General features: G+C 74.7%; 14 protein-coding genes. 9 read left to right on the top strand and 5 right to left on the bottom strand.

The genetic code is table 11. The features are described from left to right. Nucleotides 1-2: 2 nt before the first annotated feature. Complete coding sequence (locus ACFV1J_RS36295) at nt 3-854, top strand: ABC transporter ATP-binding protein (RefSeq protein ID WP_385865563.1); 852 nt, start codon at nt 3-5, stop codon at nt 852-854. On the opposite strand, the gene ACFV1J_RS36290 is transcribed toward ACFV1J_RS36295, so the two are convergent. Next, nucleotides 838-1,185: an SCP2 sterol-binding domain-containing protein gene (locus ACFV1J_RS36290; protein WP_385865561.1), complete on the bottom strand. Its 348-nt coding sequence runs from the start codon at nt 1,183-1,185 to the stop codon at nt 838-840. The genes ACFV1J_RS36295 and ACFV1J_RS36290 overlap by 17 nt on opposite strands. Nucleotides 1,186-1,261: 76 nt before the next feature. On the opposite strand from ACFV1J_RS36290, the gene ACFV1J_RS36285 reads away from it, so the two are divergent. From ACFV1J_RS36285 to ACFV1J_RS36275, 3 genes are read left to right on the top strand one after another with little or no spacing between them, the layout of a single operon-like run. Beyond that, nucleotides 1,262-1,594 (top strand): hypothetical protein, encoded by a 333-nt coding sequence (locus ACFV1J_RS36285; RefSeq protein WP_385865560.1) that lies wholly within the window; start codon nt 1,262-1,264, stop codon nt 1,592-1,594. 7 nt (nt 1,595-1,601) lie between these two features. Continuing rightward, nucleotides 1,602-2,417, top strand: coding sequence for a TlyA family RNA methyltransferase (locus tag ACFV1J_RS36280; RefSeq protein ID WP_385865558.1), 816 nt, complete (start codon nt 1,602-1,604; stop codon nt 2,415-2,417). Next, complete coding sequence (locus tag ACFV1J_RS36275; RefSeq protein WP_385865555.1) at nt 2,414-3,355, top strand: NAD kinase; 942 nt, start codon at nt 2,414-2,416, stop codon at nt 3,353-3,355. The genes ACFV1J_RS36280 and ACFV1J_RS36275 overlap by 4 nt, the downstream gene beginning before the upstream one ends. A 7-nt stretch (nt 3,356-3,362) precedes the next feature. Here the strand turns inward: ACFV1J_RS36275 and ACFV1J_RS36270 are convergent, their stop codons facing one another. Next, the gene (locus tag ACFV1J_RS36270; protein ID WP_385865553.1) at nt 3,363-4,841 is read right to left on the bottom strand and encodes a S41 family peptidase; all 1,479 of its coding nucleotides are present in this window, start codon (nt 4,839-4,841) and stop codon (nt 3,363-3,365) included. A gap of 21 nt (nt 4,842-4,862) precedes the next feature. After that, nucleotides 4,863-6,212, bottom strand: coding sequence for an FtsX-like permease family protein (locus ACFV1J_RS36265; RefSeq protein ID WP_385865549.1), 1,350 nt, complete (start codon nt 6,210-6,212; stop codon nt 4,863-4,865). A 274-nt stretch (nt 6,213-6,486) separates the two neighbouring features. Here ACFV1J_RS36265 and recN point away from each other — a divergent pair, with 274 nt between their 5' ends. From recN to ACFV1J_RS36250, 3 genes are all read left to right on the top strand, one after another. Further along, nucleotides 6,487-8,214: a DNA repair protein RecN gene (recN, locus tag ACFV1J_RS36260; RefSeq protein ID WP_385865588.1), complete on the top strand. Its 1,728-nt coding sequence runs from the start codon at nt 6,487-6,489 to the stop codon at nt 8,212-8,214. Nucleotides 8,215-8,310: 96 nt separating this feature from the next. Next, complete coding sequence (locus ACFV1J_RS36255) at nt 8,311-9,183, top strand: hypothetical protein (RefSeq protein WP_385865548.1); 873 nt, start codon at nt 8,311-8,313, stop codon at nt 9,181-9,183. A 429-nt stretch (nt 9,184-9,612) separates the two neighbouring features. Further along, nucleotides 9,613-10,764: a glycosyltransferase family 4 protein gene (locus ACFV1J_RS36250; protein WP_385865546.1), complete on the top strand. Its 1,152-nt coding sequence runs from the start codon at nt 9,613-9,615 to the stop codon at nt 10,762-10,764. Nucleotides 10,765-10,846: 82 nt separating this feature from the next. Here the strand turns inward: ACFV1J_RS36250 and ACFV1J_RS36245 are convergent, their stop codons facing one another. Together ACFV1J_RS36245 and ACFV1J_RS36240 are read right to left on the bottom strand one after the other, a co-directional pair. Then, nucleotides 10,847-12,481: a PucR family transcriptional regulator gene (locus ACFV1J_RS36245; RefSeq protein ID WP_385865545.1), complete on the bottom strand. Its 1,635-nt coding sequence runs from the start codon at nt 12,479-12,481 to the stop codon at nt 10,847-10,849. A gap of 300 nt (nt 12,482-12,781) precedes the next feature. Continuing rightward, nucleotides 12,782-13,927 carry a LacI family DNA-binding transcriptional regulator gene (locus ACFV1J_RS36240; protein WP_385865543.1) on the bottom strand — a complete coding sequence of 382 codons (1,146 nt, stop codon included), beginning with the start codon at nt 13,925-13,927 and terminating at the stop codon, nt 12,782-12,784. Nucleotides 13,928-14,084: 157 nt separating this feature from the next. Here ACFV1J_RS36240 and ACFV1J_RS36235 point away from each other — a divergent pair, with 157 nt between their 5' ends. Both ACFV1J_RS36235 and ACFV1J_RS36230 read left to right on the top strand, forming a co-directional pair. Then, on the top strand, nt 14,085-15,203 hold the full coding sequence (locus ACFV1J_RS36235) for a glycoside hydrolase family 16 protein (RefSeq protein WP_385865541.1): 1,119 nt from the start codon (nt 14,085-14,087) through the stop codon (nt 15,201-15,203). Further along, a complete protein-coding gene (locus ACFV1J_RS36230; protein WP_385865539.1) occupies nt 15,200-16,387 on the top strand; it encodes a beta-1,3-glucanase family protein in 1,188 nt (395 codons plus the stop codon). Before ACFV1J_RS36235 ends, ACFV1J_RS36230 begins: the two co-directional genes overlap by 4 nt. Nucleotides 16,388-16,469 lie beyond the last annotated feature (82 nt).

Here is a 16,469-nt window from a genome sequence, read left to right as displayed (position 1 = left end):
AAGTGAGCCGTCTCACGGCCGAGAACGTCACCCTCGCCTACGACCGGCGGGTCATCGCCGAGAACCTCTCGGTCGCCATCCCCGACCGGTCCTTCACGGTCATCGTCGGCCCCAACGCCTGCGGCAAGTCCACCCTGCTGCGCGCCCTCTCCCGGATGCTCAAGCCCAGCGCCGGATCGGTGCTGCTGGACGGCGCGGCGATCTCCTCCCTCCCGGCCAAGAAGGTCGCCAGGACGCTCGGCCTGCTGCCCCAGTCCTCGGTCGCCCCGGACGGCATCACCGTCGCGGACCTCGTGGCACGCGGCCGCTACCCGCACCAGGGGCTGCTAAGGCAGTGGTCCCGGGAGGACGAGCGGATCGTGACGGAATCCATGGCGGCCACCGGCGTCGACGGGCTGGCCGACCGCTACGTCGACGAACTGTCCGGCGGCCAGCGCCAGCGGGTCTGGATCGCGATGGCGCTCGCCCAGCAGACCCCGCTCTTCCTGCTCGACGAGCCCACCACCTACCTGGACATCCAGCACCAGATCGAGGTGCTGGACCTGTGCGCGGAACTGCACGAGGAGCAGGGCCGGACGCTGGTCGCCGTGCTGCACGACCTCAACCACGCCGCCCGCTACGCGACCCACCTCATCGCCATGAAGGACGGCGAGATCATCGCCCAGGGCCCGCCCGCCGACATCGTCACCGCCGACCTGGTCGCCCGGGTCTTCGGGATCGGCTGCCAGGTCATCGACGACCCGGAGACCGGCACACCGCTGGTGGTGCCCGCGGCACGGCAGGCCCGCGGCGGCCGGGCGGCCCGGCAGGCGGCCGGCAGGACGGTGGGCGAGGCCGCTACAGCAGCGTCCTGAGGCGCAGCAGATCGCGCAGCCCGGCCTCCAGCTTGACCCGGCCGCTGCCCCAGGCCCGGGCGAAGTTCAGCCGGCCGTCGACCAGCGCGACCAGATCGTCGCCCGTCATGGACAGCCGGATCTCGGCCTTGTCCGGGGGCGGGCCGGGCACGCTCGTCACGTGCTGGATGCTGCCCTGGGCCAGCCGGCCGAGGAACGTCACGTCCAGGTCGGTGATCCGGCAGCTGAGCGAACGGTCGAGCGCGGCCGCGCTGCGGACCTTGCCGTCGGCCGAGGACAGGTTCTGGGCCAGCCGGTCGAGCGCGGCACGGCACTGGTCGAGAGTTGCCATCGCGATCGACGATACGCCAGGTCGCCGGCCGGCCCGTCCGCCCCGGAGACCCGGCCGTCGCGGTAGCGTCGGAGGCATGGAACAGTCCACGCCCGGCCCGGAGCCGGAGCCGGAGGCGGCCGGCGGCCCGGAGCCGGCCGGACCCGCGCGGCCGGCCGCGGGCGCCGGGGAAGCCGCGGCCACCGAGCAGGCCGGGCCCCGGCCGCTCGGCGTCGCCGTCACCCCCACCGGCCAGGCCGCGGTCGACGCCGGACTGCGGCGCCTCGCCGACGCCGACCACCTGCCGGTGGGCGGACACCTGAAGGTGTACGAGGATGTGCACCGTGGGCTCCGTGACGTGCTGGCCGGTCTCGACCAGCACCCCGGACCGCCCGCACCGTCCTCCACGACGCACGACAACAGGAGCTGAACCACAGGTGGCAGGAGTGGCACGACGCCGACTCGACGCGGAGCTGGTGCGCCGCAAGCTGGCCCGTTCGCGCGAGCACGCCAGCCAGCTGATCGCCGCGGGCCGGGTGACCGTCGGCGGCACCACCGCGAGCAAACCGGCCACCCAGGTGGAGACCAGCGCGGCCGTCGTCGTCCGCACCGACGAGAACGACCCCGACTACGTCTCGCGCGGCGGCCACAAGCTCGCCGGGGCCCTCGCCGCCTTCGCCCCGCGCGGGTTGCAGATCGAGGGCCGGCGGGCGCTGGACGCCGGCGCCTCCACCGGCGGCTTCACCGACGTCCTGCTGCGGGCCGGCGCCGGACACGTCGTCGCCGTCGACGTCGGATACGGCCAGCTCGCCTGGTCGCTGCAGAGCGACGAGCGGGTCACCGTGAAGGACCGCACCAACGTCCGCGAGTTGACGCTGGAGCAGATCGACGGCCGGCCCGTCGACCTCGTCGTGGGCGACCTCTCGTTCATCCCGCTGGGGCTCGTCCTGCCCGCGCTGGTCGGCTGTGCGGCGCCGGACGCCGACCTGGTGCTGATGGTCAAGCCGCAGTTCGAGGTCGGCAAGGAGCGGCTGGGCAGCGGCGGGGTCGTGCGCAGCGCCGCGCTGCGGGCCGAGGCGGTCACCGCCGTCGCGGCCCGGGCGGCGGAACTCGGACTTGGCGTACTTGGAGTAGTTGCGAGCCCGCTGCCTGGACCTTCCGGGAATGTCGAGTACTTTCTGTGGCTGCGCGCCGGGGCGCCTGCACTCGACCCGGCGGATGTCGACCGTGCAGTGGCGGAGGGGCCTCGTTGACCACAACCCAGGCAGTTGAAGGCAGCGCAGCACACGAGAACACCGGAGCCGGGCGGACGGTGTTCCTGCTCGCACACACCGGCCGTCCCGCGGCCGTCCGCAGCGCCGAACTCGTCGTCCAGGGACTGCTGCGCAGCGGCATCGGGGTGCGGGTACTGGCCGAGGAGGCCGCGGACCTGCCGCTGCCGCCCTCGGTGGAACGCGTCGAGCTGGAGCAGTGCGCGGCCGAGGGCTGCGAACTGCTGGTGGTCCTGGGCGGTGACGGGACCCTGCTGCGCGGCGCGGACTTCGCCCGGACGTCCGGCGTCCCCATGCTCGGCGTCAACCTCGGCCGGGTCGGCTTCCTCGCCGAGGCCGAACGCGACGACCTCGACAAGGTCGTCGACCGGGTCGTCACCCGCGCCTACGAGGTCGAGGAGCGGATGACCCTCGACGTCCTCGTCCGCAACAACGGCAACGTCGTGCACACCGACTGGGCGCTCAACGAGGCGTCCGTGGAGAAGGCCGCGCGCGAGCGGATGCTGGAGGTCGTCACCGAGGTCGACGGCCGGCCGGTCTCCCGCTTCGGCGGCGACGGCGTGGTCTGCGCGACCCCCACCGGCTCGACCGCCTACGCCTTCTCGGCCGGCGGCCCGGTGGTCTGGCCCGAGGTCGAGGCGCTGCTGATGGTCCCCATCAGCGCCCACGCCCTCTTCGCCAAGCCGCTGGTCACCTCGCCGCGCTCGGTCCTGGCCGTCGAGGTCCAGCCCAAGACACCGCACGGCGTGCTGTGGTGCGACGGCCGCCGCAGCGTCGAACTCCCCGCCGGCGCCCGCGTCGAGGTCCGCCGCGGCGCGGTGCCGGTCCGCCTGGCACGGCTGCACCACGCCTCGTTCACCGACCGCCTGGTCGCCAAGTTCGCCCTCCCGGTGGCGGGCTGGCGGGGCGCGCCCCACTAGCGGCCGCTCACGACGACCGCGCGAGGAGGGCCCTGGCGCGGGCCAGCGCCGGATCCCGGCGGGCGGCCAGATCCGCGTCGGCGAAGACCGGGACCGGCACGGCCGGAGGGATCCCGGCGCCGTCGAAGGTCCGGCCGCCGGCCGTCAGGAACTCCTCGTCGGGCAGGCCGAAGCGCCAGCCGTTCGGCAGGCCGCGGTCCAGGATGTCGGAGAACACCCCCTGGGTGTGTTCCCCGATCCGGATCGGGGCGGGGGAGCGGCCCATCAGGGCCTGGGTGAAGGTCTCGCCCGCACTGATGGTCAGCCGGCCGGTGAGCACCACCACCGGGCCGGTGTGGACCGGGCCGTGGTGCGGCCGGACCCGCACCGGCACGGGCGTGGTGAACCGCGCCGGATCCCGCGGGTCGTTGCGCGCCCGCTTGCGGTACGCGAGGTAGCCGCGGTCGGTGAGCCGGGAGGCGATGCGCAGGCCCAGCGGGTCGGCGCCGCCGCCGTTCAGCCGGACGTCGACGATCAGGCCCCGCAGCGCCCCCGGCCCCCGCGTCCGGCCCTTGGTGAACACCGCGTCCAGGGCCCGGTCGAGCGCGGCGACGTCCCCCGCGTAGTCGCCCTTCTTCGTGTACCCGGCGAACTGGGTGACGCGGAAGTACCCGATACGGCCGGGCAGATCGGCGTAGGACACCTTGCCCCGCGCCCACCGGTACGGGTGGACACCGGGGCCGAGGCCGGCCGCTATCGCCTTGTCGACATGTGCGGTGAAAGCCGGCGTGGGCAGGACCGTACCGGGACGTTTCCCCGCGAACCACCGGGCGGGGCCGGCCACGACCCGGGTGTGCGCGTCGTGCAGCGGCTCGATCATCGCCCGCAGCACCGCGAACAGTTCGGCATCGCTGGTCCGGGCCGTGATCCGGGGACGGTAGCGGTCGCGGACCGCCGCCCAGTCGACCTTCTTCGCCCGGAAGAACGGGTAGTTCTCGGCAAAGGTCCGCCAGAACACGTCGAAGACCGCCCGGGGATCGCGCGACGGGCGCCGCGCACACCGGCCCGGCAGCGCGGCGATCCGGTGCAGGGTCCGCCGGCCCGCGGTGTCCGCACTCGTCAGCCGGGCGCCGCCGGCCCCCTCCGGGGTCACCGTGAGCGGTGCCGCATCCGGGACCGTGAACCGGCTCCGGCCCCGCGCGTCGGGCGCGCCCGCCCGGGTGCCCGTGACGACCCCCGGCAGACAGCTGACGGCGGTGGTCTCGTACGTCCGCAGGCTGCGGCCCTTGATGGTGACGAGGGTCCCGTAGCCGTCCATCCGCCAGACGCCCTCCAGGGAGGCACGGGCGGCGGACGCCGGACGGGAAGCGGCGGGGTCCGGCGCGGCGGCCGGACCGCCGGCGCAGGCGGTGGTGGCGGTCAGCGCGGTCACGGCCGTCACGGCGGCGAACCACGTGAGCGTGCCGCGCGGGCGGGGGGAGCGGCCGGGGCCGCGGCGGTCGTTCATCGGATACCTCATCAAGGGTGGTCAGGCCGCGGCCAGGGTGTCCGTGGCACGGCGGCGCAGGGTCAGATGGACCGGCACACCGGTCGCGAGCAGGGCGAGCAGCAGGGTGCCGCCGGCGATCGCGGCGGCCGTCGTCCAGGGCACGTACGGCAGCGCGGCACCGAACGTCCGCCGGAGCACCGGGGCGAGCGTGACGAGGGCGATGGCCGTGCCCAGGACCAGGGCGGTGCCCGCGACGACGGCCGCCTCCCAGGTCGCCATCGCCCGCACCTGCCGGCGGTACGAACCGATCAACCGCAGCAGCGCCAGCTCACGGCGGCGCTCGGCGGTGATCACGGCGAGGGTGTTGGCGGCGGCGATGGCGGCGAACCCCGCGTACAGCCCGGTGCCGACGTAGTCCAGCCACACCGCGTCGGGCGGGCCGGCGGAACCCGTCAGATGCTGCGCGGTGGTGTGCAGCGCGATCTTCGTGGTGCCGAACGCCACCACCAGCACCAGCGGGACCACCGCCGCGGAGAACCGGCGGGACTGCGCCGTGACGTTCCGCATCGCCAGCCCGGCCGCGCCGCCGCACCGCCCGACCAGCCGGGACACCAGCCACGCCGCCGGGCCCACCAGCCGCGGCCCCAGCAACGCCACCCCGGCACAGAACAGCAGCAGCACCAGGAACGCGCCCTGACCGGCCTTCCCGGCGGGCTGATCGGCCAGCAGCCGGGAGAGCAGCACCCCGCCCGCCGTCGCCAGGAGCCCCAGCGGCAGCCGCAGCGGACCCAGCCTCCGCCGCCCGGCCGCCGCCTCCACCAGCGCCCGCGCGGGCCGCAGCCCCGCGAACCTGGCCGCCGCGAGCAGCCCGGCCAGCGCCGACGTCACCACCGCGACCGCCAGGCACACCGGCAGCGCCACCCAGCTGAACCGGAAGGCCACCCCGACGGGAATCAGGCCGCGGGCCACCATGCCGTCGAACCACCAGCGCGCCAGCACCCCACCGAGCGCACACCCCGCGAGCGCCGCCGGCACCGCCGCCATCACCGCCTGCACGGCGACCGCCCGCCGGATCTGCCACGGACGCGCACCGACCGCCCGCAGCATCGCGAACTCCCGGTGCTGCTGGGCGACGGCCGTCCCCATCGTCGAGGCGACCACGAAGACCGACAGGTAGACCGAGCCGAGGAGCAGGACGAGCGCCATCTCCCCGACGCCATGGGCCGCCATCGCCCGCCGCGCGGCGACCGGAACGCCGTCCCCGCCGGTCGCCGCGAGCATCGTCACCGACGCCCCGACGACCGCGGCGGCGAACAGCGCCGCCACCGCCGTCCCCGCGAACGCCGGCCGGTGCCCGCGCAACGCCGCGCGCGCCAATCCGCTGGGCATGAACGCACCTTTCGTTTCGCAACCGTGATCAGAGCGGTCACAACGGACCGCGGCCCGCGTGGCCGCCCCTGTGATGACCTGCGTGGTCGTCCCGGAACCCCGCGGGGCCGTCGTCCCGGAACCGTGCTCAGCCTGGCGGCCCCGCGGCACCGGGCACCATGCGGAAACCCTCCGCTTTCGGGTGGGGTTTTCCGCAGTACCGGGCGGGCGGGGGAGGGGAGGCCGTCGCGGGGCGCCCCCCGGACCTCGTAAGGTCGTATCCGTGTTGGAGGAGATGCGGATCCGGTCCCTGGGCGTCATTGACGACGCCGTAGTCGAGCTGTCCCCGGGCTTCACGGCGGTGACCGGCGAGACGGGCGCCGGCAAGACCATGGTCGTCACCAGCCTCGGCCTGCTGCTCGGCGGGCGCGCCGACCCCGCCCTCGTGCGGATCGGCGCCAAGTCGGCCGTCGTCGAGGGCAGGATCAGCGTCGGCCCCGAGACCCCGGCCGCGGTACGCGCCGAGGAGGCCGGCGCCGAGCTCGACGACGGCGCCCTGCTGATCAGCCGCACCGTCTCCGCCGAGGGCCGCTCACGGGCCCACGTCGGCGGCCGCTCCGTACCCGTCGGCCTGCTGGGCGAGTTGGCCGACGACCTGGTCGCCGTGCACGGCCAGACCGACCAGCAGGGCCTGCTGCGCCCCGCCCGGCAGCGCCAGGCCCTGGACCGCTACGCCGGCGACGCGGTCGCCGTCCCGCTCGCCAAATACACCGCCGCGCACCGCCGGCTGCGGGCCGTCACGGCCGAGCTGGACGAGCTGACCACACGGGCCCGGGAACGCGCACAGGAAGCCGATCTGCTGCGCTTCGGCCTCGACGAGATCGCCGCGGTCGAACCGCAGCCCGGCGAGGACACCGAACTCGCCGCGGAGGCCGAGCGGCTCGGCCACGCCGAGGCACTCGCCTCCGCCGCCACCACCGCGCACGCCGCGCTGGCCGGCAACCCCGAGGACCCCGAAGGCGTCGAGGCCACCACGCTCGTCGCCGGCGCCCACCGCGCCCTGGAAGCCGTACGCAGCCACGACCCGGAGCTCGCCGGCCTCGCCGACCGCCTCGGGGAGCTCGGCATCCTGATGGCCGACGTGGCGGGCGAGCTCGCCGGTTACGCCGACAACCTCGACGCCGACCCGCTGCGGCTCGCCGCGGTCGAGGAGCGCCGCGCCGCCCTGAACCAGCTGACCCGCAAATACGGCGCGGACATCGCCGCGGTGCTGGCCTGGTCGGAGCAGAGCGCCGCCCGGCTCGCCGAACTGGACGGCGACGACGACCGGATCGGCGAACTCACCGCCGAGCGCGACGCCCTCCGCGCCGAACTGGGCGAACTCGCCCAGACGTTGACCGATGCCCGCACCTCCTCCGCCGCGCGCTTCGCGGACGCCGTGACCGCCGAACTCGCCGAACTGGCCATGCCGCACGCCCGGGTGACCGTCGAGATCCGGCAGACCGAGGTGCCCGAGGACGCCGACGGCATCGTGGTCGGCGGCCGCACCGTCGCCTACGGACCGGCCGGCGCCGACGAGGTCGAACTCCTCCTGGCCCCGCACCCCGGCGCCCCGCCCCGGCCGATCGCCAAGGGCGCGTCCGGCGGTGAGCTCTCCCGGGTGATGCTCGCCGTCGAGGTGGTCTTCGCCGGCTCCGACCCCGTACCGACCTACCTCTTCGACGAGGTCGACGCGGGCGTCGGCGGCAAGGCGGCCGTCGAGGTCGGCCGCCGGCTGGCCCGGCTCGCCAAGTCGGCCCAGGTCGTGGTCGTCACCCACCTCCCGCAGGTCGCCGCGTTCGCCGACCGCCAGCTCCTGGTGGCGAAGACCAACGACGGCTCGGTCACCAGGAGCGGCGTCACGATCCTGGAGGGCGAGGAGCGGGTCCGCGAACTCTCCCGGATGCTCGCCGGCCAGGAGGACTCCGAAACGGCCCGCGCCCACGCCGAGGAACTCCTGGAAACGGCCCGCACCGGCCGCTGACCGCCCGCCGGCGCTCCCCGGGGCCGGCCGGTCCGCTGCCGCCCCCTAGGGTGACGGGAGTTCGAGCCCGGCAGGGTGCCGGGCGAGGGGAGTGACATGGTGGCGGCGACAGGCGGCACGGTGCTGACACGGATCTCGACGCTGCTGGGGGCGGCCGGCGCGACCCGGGCCGCCTACCGGGCACTGAAGAGCCGGCCACCGGGCGGCGCCGTCCTGTGGGAGCGCAAGAACCACGCCGGCCGCACCGTCCATCTGCACGCCGGCCTCGCCACGGCCACCGGCACGGCCCTCGCCGTGGCCACCGCACCGGGACTCCCGGCCCGCACCCGGGCGGCGTCCGCGCTGGCCGTACTGGCGGCCGGGGCCTGCGGTGCGTACGACGACGTCTTCGGCGCCAGTGATCCCCGCCGCGGATTCCGGGCCCACCTCTCGGCACTGCGGAACCGCGAGGTCACCAGCGGGGCCGTGAAACTCTTCGGCATCGGTGCCGCCGGACTCGCGGCGGGCGCCCTCCTGAAGGAACGCCCGGCCGACAAGCTCCTGGCGGGCGTGGTCATCGCGGGCTCGGCGCACCTGGTCAACCTCCTGGACGTCCGCCCCGGCCGCGCCGCCGGCGCCGTACTGGCCCTCGGCGCCCCCGGCCTCCTGCGGCGCGGCCCCGCGGGACCGCTGTCCGCCGCACCCATCGGATCCGTGGCCGCGGTCGCCCGCGACGACCTGCAGGAACACACCATGCTCGGCGACGCCGGCGCCCACGCCCTCGGCGCCGCCCTGGGCCTTGCCATCGCCACCGGCAACGGCCGCACCGGCCTGACCCTCCACGCCGCGGCCCTCCTCACGGCAACGGCCGCGGGGGACCGCGTCAGCCGGTGCGCGGGGGCGGCGGGAGGCCGTGGCTTCCCCCGCCCCCTCCCCCTCCTCCCCCTTCGGGGGAGGGGGCGGGGGGTGGGTTCGGGGGTGGGGGGATGAGGCGCAGCCGCGCGCCCCGCCAAAACAGTGCGCCCGACCCGTAGGGTTGCGGCCCTTCGCACAGGCGGCGCACAGGTGCTGTGTCGCGGAGTGAGGGCGTCGTGCGCGCCTCCCGATGAGGCGAATGGCGTGCTCCGGGGGGCGGCTCACTCGTACGTACAGTTGACCCACGCGGGCGGATTGTCATCCGTGTGAGTGATCTCAAGGGCGCTGGGGTGAGACTTCCCACCGGAACGGCGGGCGGACGGTGCCGAATTGACGCCGCCGGACTGGCATCCTGGGCCCGGTGCGCGGTTCCGGGCGCGCTCGCTGCGTCCTGCCGTCTTCCGGTGGGCCGGCCCGCCCGGTGGCGCGCCGCGCAGCGCCCGCACCCAGCGGACCGACCTACCGGTACGGCCCGTTCCGCCTCGACCCAGGAGTCCCGCACACGTGATCAGTACCCCGACCTCGACGCACGGGCTGTCACCGCTGCGCACGGTCCAGGTGCTGGGGTACGGCGGCGCCGGCAGCGCGGCCCATGTCCGTTCGCTGGCCGAAGGGCTGGTGGCGCGCGGCGTCCGGGTCACCGTCTGTGCCACACCGGAAACCGAGAACGCGTACGACTTCACCGGCGCGGGCGCGCGGTTCGTCCACGTTCCTCCGCGGATGGACCCGGTGAGCGTGGCAACGCTGCGCAGCGCCTGCTGGGACGCCGATCTGGTCCATGCGCACGGTCTGCGGGCCGGGCTGCGCGCCTCGATGGCGCTGCGCGGACTGCGTGGCCCCCGGGGAGCGCGGCGCGTCCCGTTGGTCATCACCTGGCACACCAGTCCGCACACCGAGGGCGCGCGGGCCGGAGTGGTGCACCTGATGGAGCGTCGGGTGGCCCGGGCCGCCGCCGTGGTCCTGGGGGCCTGCTCCGACCTCGTGGACCGGGCACGTGAGCGGGGTGCGCGCGATGCCCGGCTCGCGCCGGTCGCCATTCCGCGGCCCCGCTCCAGCGGGGCGCCGGCCGAGCCCGAGGAACGCGACCGGATGCGCCACAAGGAGCGGGCCGAACTGGGCGCGACCGGCCGCCCCTTGCTGCTCGCCGTCGGCCGTCTCGACCCCGGCCAGGGCCACGATCTGCTGTTGGACGCCGCACACGCCTGGTGCGCGCTCGACCCCCAGCCGCTGGTCGCCATCGCGGGGGAGGGCCTCCAACGGGCCGCGCTGCAGCGCCGGATCGACCTGGAGCAACTGCCCGTCCAGCTGCTCGGCCGTCGCGACGACGTACCGGAACTCCTCGCCGCCGCCGACCTCGTGGTGCTGCCCAGCAAGTGGGAGGCGCGCTCGCTGATCGCGCAGGAGGCGCTGCGCGCCGGAGTGCCGCTGGTCGCGACCGACACCGGCGGCACCCGCGAACTGGTCGGCCGCGCCGCGGAACTGGTCCCCTACGGGGACGCCGCCGCCCTGGCCCGTAGCGTCCTCGCACTGCTCGCGGACCCGGCCCGCCGGGACGCCCTCGCCGAGGCCGGCCGCATCCAGGCGGCCGGCTGGCCGACCGAGAACGACACCGTCACCCAAGTACTCAGCGTCTACGACGAGTTGACCCAGTCGTAGCCGCACACGTGCACGTACCGGTGGCCGTACCCGTCGGTGTGACGGGTGGGCGGCGGGCGCGTGTCGTTCTCCCCCGCCGGGGCTACGGCCGGTCGGCGTGGCGACGGGCGCGCAGGGCCAGGCGCAGGCCCAGTACGGTCTGCGGATCGTCCAGATCGGTGCCCAACAGCTGCGCGATGCGGGCCAGCCGGTCGTAGAGGGTCTGACGGTTGACGTTCAGATCGCGCGCCGTCTCGGCCTTGCGTCCCGCGCTGGCCAGATAGGCCTCCAGAGTGGGCAGCAACGGCTGGCGGGCACCGCGGTCATGGGCGAGCAGCGGGCCGATCGCGCGTTCCACGAAATCGCTGAGCACGCCCTGTTCGCCGTGTTCGCGCATCCGCCACAGCAGCAACTCGATGTCCAGCCGGCGCGCGTCGTACCAGGGCTGCTCGGGCAGGCCCTGGGCGGCCGCCGCGGCCTCCGCGGCGTGGCGCAGACCGGGGCCGGCCGCCGCCCAGTCACCCGCCGCGCCGACGACGACCACCGGGCGGTGGGCCGTCGGACGGTCCAGTCCCGCACGGACCACCCCGGCGCGCAGCGCCTCGGCGACCCGGTCCGCGAGCGCCTCGCGCTGCTGGCCGGCGCGCAGCGCCACGAGCATCGGTACCCGGCCCTCCACGGGGCGTACGCCGAGGAGTACGGGCGCCCCGAGGGCGGCGAGCTCCTCGCGCAGTGTCTGGGCGAGCAGCGCCCAGCTGTTGGGGGTGGGAAGGCCGGCCGGTAGCCGCATGACCACCGGAAGGACCGGTTCCGAGCCGGGGCGGAAGCCGAGCAGCCGGGCCTGCGCGGGCGCCTCGGCCGCGGAGATGCGGCCCTCCGCCAGATCGGCGAGGAAGTCGCCGCGGCCGCGGGCGGCGAGCACCTCCTCCTGACGGGACTGGAGCATCACGACGGCGAGCAGATCGGCGGCGCGCTCCGCGGCGATCCGGTGCACCGGTGCGACGGGCGCGTTGACGGGCAGCAGCACCAGGCGGGCGCGGACCGCATCGGGGCCGGGCCCGCCACCGGGCACGTCGATGCGGACCCCCGAATCGCGCAGGCCCTCCCAGGCCAGCAGCGGATCGGCGTCGGCGGCCCCCTCCTCGTCGCCGCCGTCCGGGCCCGCGGCGTACAGCGGGCTGCCGTCCGGGGCCTCAAGACAGAGCGGGTTGCCGGTGAAGACGGCCAGCAGCCGCAGCACCTCGGGCGCGCCACCGCCGCGCAGCAGGACGTCGGTACACCGGCGCAGGATCTGATCGGCGCGACGCAGCAGCGCGTAGTGGCTGTTGATGATCTCCGTGTGGATGGCCTCGGTCACCGTGACGTACGGGACCTCGCGGTGCAGCTGGATCAGCGGCAGACCACAGTCCCGTGCGGCCTCCACCAGGGCCGGGGGCAGCGATTCGAAACGAGAGCCCAGCTCCACGACGAGAGCAGCGATCTCGCGGTCCGCGAGCTTACGGATGAAGGCCCGCTGCTCGGACGGCCGGGCGCCCAGTCCGAGACCCGTGGTCAGCAGCAGCTCGCCGCCCTTGAGCAGCGAGGCGATGTGCGGGACCTCGCCCGCGTGCACCCAGCGCACCGCGCGGTCCAGCCGGTCCCCGCCGGCCAGCACCTCCGGCAGCCCGCGCCGCAGGGCAGGCAGCTCCAGCGCCCTGCGTACCGTGATCTCGGCTTCGATTTTTCCTTCCGGCCCCATGCCGACGAACGGTACCCGCAGTCCGCTATCCGGAGCTTCCCCGTCCGGGGGCGGGAGGGGAGCGGCCCGTGCCCATACCGATCGGGGCCCGCCTCCGCTCCTGGCCGGCCGGAACAGGCGCCTATCCCATCCGGGCCGGGCCCCTCCGGGACAGCACCGGTCCGGGCCGGGCCCCGCCGGGAGGGCACACGTCCGGGCCGGGCCCCCTCCGGGGCAGCCCCCGTCCGGGCCGGGCCCCTCCGGGACAGCCCCCGTCGTGGACAGACCCGTCCGGGCCGGGCCCCAGAGGCCGCGCGGCCCCTACGTCGACTCCCGCACCACCAACCGCGCCTCCGTGATCACCGGCGTCAACCCCGCCGCAGCCGCCAGGCCCTCCACCCCGGCCTCGAGATCCGTGCCGCCGACACGCGCACCGCCCGCCACCTCCGCACCGTCGTCCCCCGCCGACCCCGGGCCCTGCCCGCCCCCCGTCCGCCGCGTATCCAGCAGCCGCAGCAGCAGTCGGGCCATCAGCCGGCCCATCTCCTCCACGTCCTGCCGCACCGTGGTGAGCGGTGGGTCCGCCCAGGCCGCCGGTTCCAGGTCGTCGTAGCCGACCACCGCCACATCGTCCGGGACCCGCCGCCCGTGCGCCCGTAGGGTCCGCAGCGCGCCGTTCGCCATCAGGTCGGAGCACGCGAAGACGGCGTCCAGGTCGGGCGCGGTTCCCAGGAGCGTGGCCATGGCGCGCTCGCCGCCCTCCGCCGTGAAGCCGCCGTCCGCGATCAGCCGCGGATCGGGCGCGCTCGTGCCCAGCGCGTCCAGATAGCCGTCGAGCCGGTCCAGCGCCGACGTCTGGTCGAGCGGGCCGGTGATCACCGCGATCCGCCGGCGGCCGCGTTCGAGGAGATGGCGTACGGCCTGGCGGGCGCCGTCGCGGTTGTCCGTGTCGACGTACAGCGGCCGCGGCGCGCGGTCGGCGCCCACCCAGCCGGGCCGGCCGCCGTACACGGTGGGCAGCCCGGCGCGCTCGGCCATGGCCGGCAGCGGGTCGTCCCGGTGCAGCGAGAACATCAGCGCACCGTCGACATGTCCCCCCGCCAGATAGCGGCCGATACGGTCGTAGTCGGCGCGGTGCTCGACGAACATCAGCAGAAGCTGGGTGTCGGCGGCGGCCAGTTCCCGGCTGATGCCCCGTAGTTGACGTCCGAAGAAGGGGTCGGTGAAGACCCGGGCCTCCGGTTCCGCGATGACCACGGCGACCGCTCCGGTGCGGCGGGTGACCAGGGTGCGGGCCGCGCTGTTCGGTACGTAACCCAGCTCCTGCACCGCTCGGCGGACCCGTTCCTGGACCGCCTCCCGTACGCCCGCCCCGCCGTTGACCACGCGGGACACCGTGGCGCGGGAGACGCCGGCGCGCGCCGCGACCGCCTCCAGCGTGGGCCGCCCACCGTTCGGCTCAGGCACGTTACAACTCCTTTTTCGACTCGGTGACTTGACGGTGTGCCGTCGAGTCGGCAGGGTGCAGTGAGGACGTCATGAGAGCGCTCTCAAGCATGGTGTCCCCCACGGGTACCCCCTGGAACTCCTCACTACCCCCCACTGTTGCCGAGGAGAGAATGTCATGAGCATGAGGAAAAGAGCGGTGCTCTTCGCCGTGAGCACCGCACTCGTCAGCACCTGTTCCCTCGCCCTCGCCCTCCCCACCGCCTCCGCGGGGGAAGCGGCCCCTACGACCGGCACCGGGCACCCGCCGAGCACCGCCCGCACCACGCGCGCCGCGACCGCCTTCCAGGAAGTGTGGCGTACGGACTTCGACGGCGCTGCCGGATCACGCCCCTCCGGCGACGACTGGATCATCGACACCGGTACCGGCTACCCCGGAGGCCCCGGCAACTGGGGCACCGGCGAACGCGAGACGTACACCGACCGCCCCGAGAACCTCCAGCTCGACGGCGCCGGCCACCTCAAGATCACCGCACGGAAGGACGGCGCCACCTGGACCTCGGGCCGCATCGAGACCCGGCGCACCGACTTCGCGGCCCCGGCCGGCGGCAAGCTCCGCATCGAGGCGAGCATCCGGATGCCCGACGTCACCGGCGACGCCGCGCTCGGCTACTGGCCCGCCTTCTGGACGCTGGGCGCCGACTACCGCGGCAATTACCAGAACTGGCCGGGCATCGGCGAGTTCGACGTCATGGAGAACGTCAACGGCATGAACAAGGTCTGGGGAACGCTCCACTGCGGCGTCAACCCCGGCGGGCCGTGCAACGAGACCCAGGGCAAGGGCAGTTCCCGCGAGTGCCCGGGCAGCGCCTGCCAGGCCGGTTACCACACGTACGCGCTGGAGCTGGACCGTACCAACGGCGCCGCGGAGTCGCTGAACTGGTATGTCGACGGGCAGAAGTTCCACACCGTCACGTCGGCCGAGATGGATGCCGACACCTGGGCGAAGGCCACCCACCACGGCCACTTCCTGCTGCTGAACCTCGCGATGGGCGGGGCGTTCCCGGACGGTGTCGCGGGCAAGACGACACCCACCGACGCCACCCGCCCCGGCGGCTCGCTCCTCGTCAACCACGTAGCGGTCTCCGTCCAACAGCCCGCAGCCGCCCGTACGGGCCACAAGCCCGCAACAGCCGCAGCCGCCCGTACGGACCGCAAACCCGCATCAGCCGCAGCCGCCGGTACGGACCGCAAGCCCGCATCAGCCGCCGCCACCCCGCAAGGAGCCACCCCGTGATCACTCGTCGTACCCTGCTCGGTGGCCTCGCCGCCGCCGGTGCCACCGCCTCCGGTATCGCCCTGGCCGGCCAGGCCCTCGGCACCCCTCTGGCGGCCAGGAGTGCCTCGCGGCAACAACGGGCGGCGGGGGCGGTCCCCCTGCGAATCCTCAACAACTCAGGGGCGTACGGGAATTCCTCGGTGTGGGTGTACATCGTGGGGAATGACGGGGCGCAGCAGGTGTGGGTGGGGCCGGACGGGGGGCTCAAGCCGGTGGCCCTCGGCGACAACGGGCCGGACGGGTACACCGATTACGCCATTCCGCTCGCCGCGAGCGGGGCCACGACCGTCCAACTGCCCCAGATGTCCGGGCGGATCTACGTCGCGCTGGGCAGCAAGCTCAAGTTCAAGGCCGTCAAGGACGGCAACGGCAAGCCCGCGCTCGCCTACCCGGCGGGCTGGGTCTCCGGTGACCCCAACTACGACGTCCTCCACGACTGCGCCGAGTTCACCCACAACTCCGGCGGGCTGTACTGCAACACCACCATGGTCGACATGTTCAGCGTGCCGCTCGCGATCAAGCTCTCCGGGGCCAAGGAGCAGACCACCGGCACGCTCAAGGACGGCGCCCGCGACCGGATCTTCGCCGATGTCAAGGCCGCCGAGGGCTTCGACCGGCTGGTCATCGGCGACAAGCGGGTGATCGCCCCCGGGCACGGCCTCGACAGCGGGCTGTTCGCCAAGGACCACCTCGCCCCGGCCATCGACGAGGCCTGGTCCGCCTACGCGGCCAAGGACCTGACCGTCACCACCAACGCCGGCACCTTCACCGGCCGGGTCAGCGGCGGCAAACTCACCTTCACGGGGCCCGGCACGGTCTCCTTCGACAAGCCGTCCACCCGCGACGTCCTCTTCTGCGACGGCACCCTCGCCGCCCCCAACGACGGCACCCTCGGCCCGGTCGCCGCCGTCCTGGGCGCGGCCCTCAACCGCTCCACCCTGGTCTCCCAGGCGCACCAGCCCACCACCGACCCCGCCGCCTTCTACCGGCAGCGGCTGACCAACCACTACGCCAAGGCCATGCACGCCGCCACCCAGGACGGCCGGGCCTACGGCTTCGCCTTCGACGACGTCGCCGGCTTCGCCTCGTACATCGAGGACAGCGCCCCGAAGGAGATCACCCTCACCCTGACCCCCTTCTGACGCAGCCAGGCCCCCCTCTGACGCACCCCACCGTCCGACCTGCCGACCCACACGCCGCGGCCGCCCCCGGAAGACTCCCGGG

It is taken from the genome of Streptomyces sp. NPDC059649, assembly GCF_042734445.1.
Taxonomy (GTDB): Bacteria; Actinomycetota; Actinomycetes; order Streptomycetales; family Streptomycetaceae; genus Streptomyces.
Note: the sequence above shows the minus strand (reverse complement) of the source record. Positions and strands in the feature narration are given on the sequence as shown.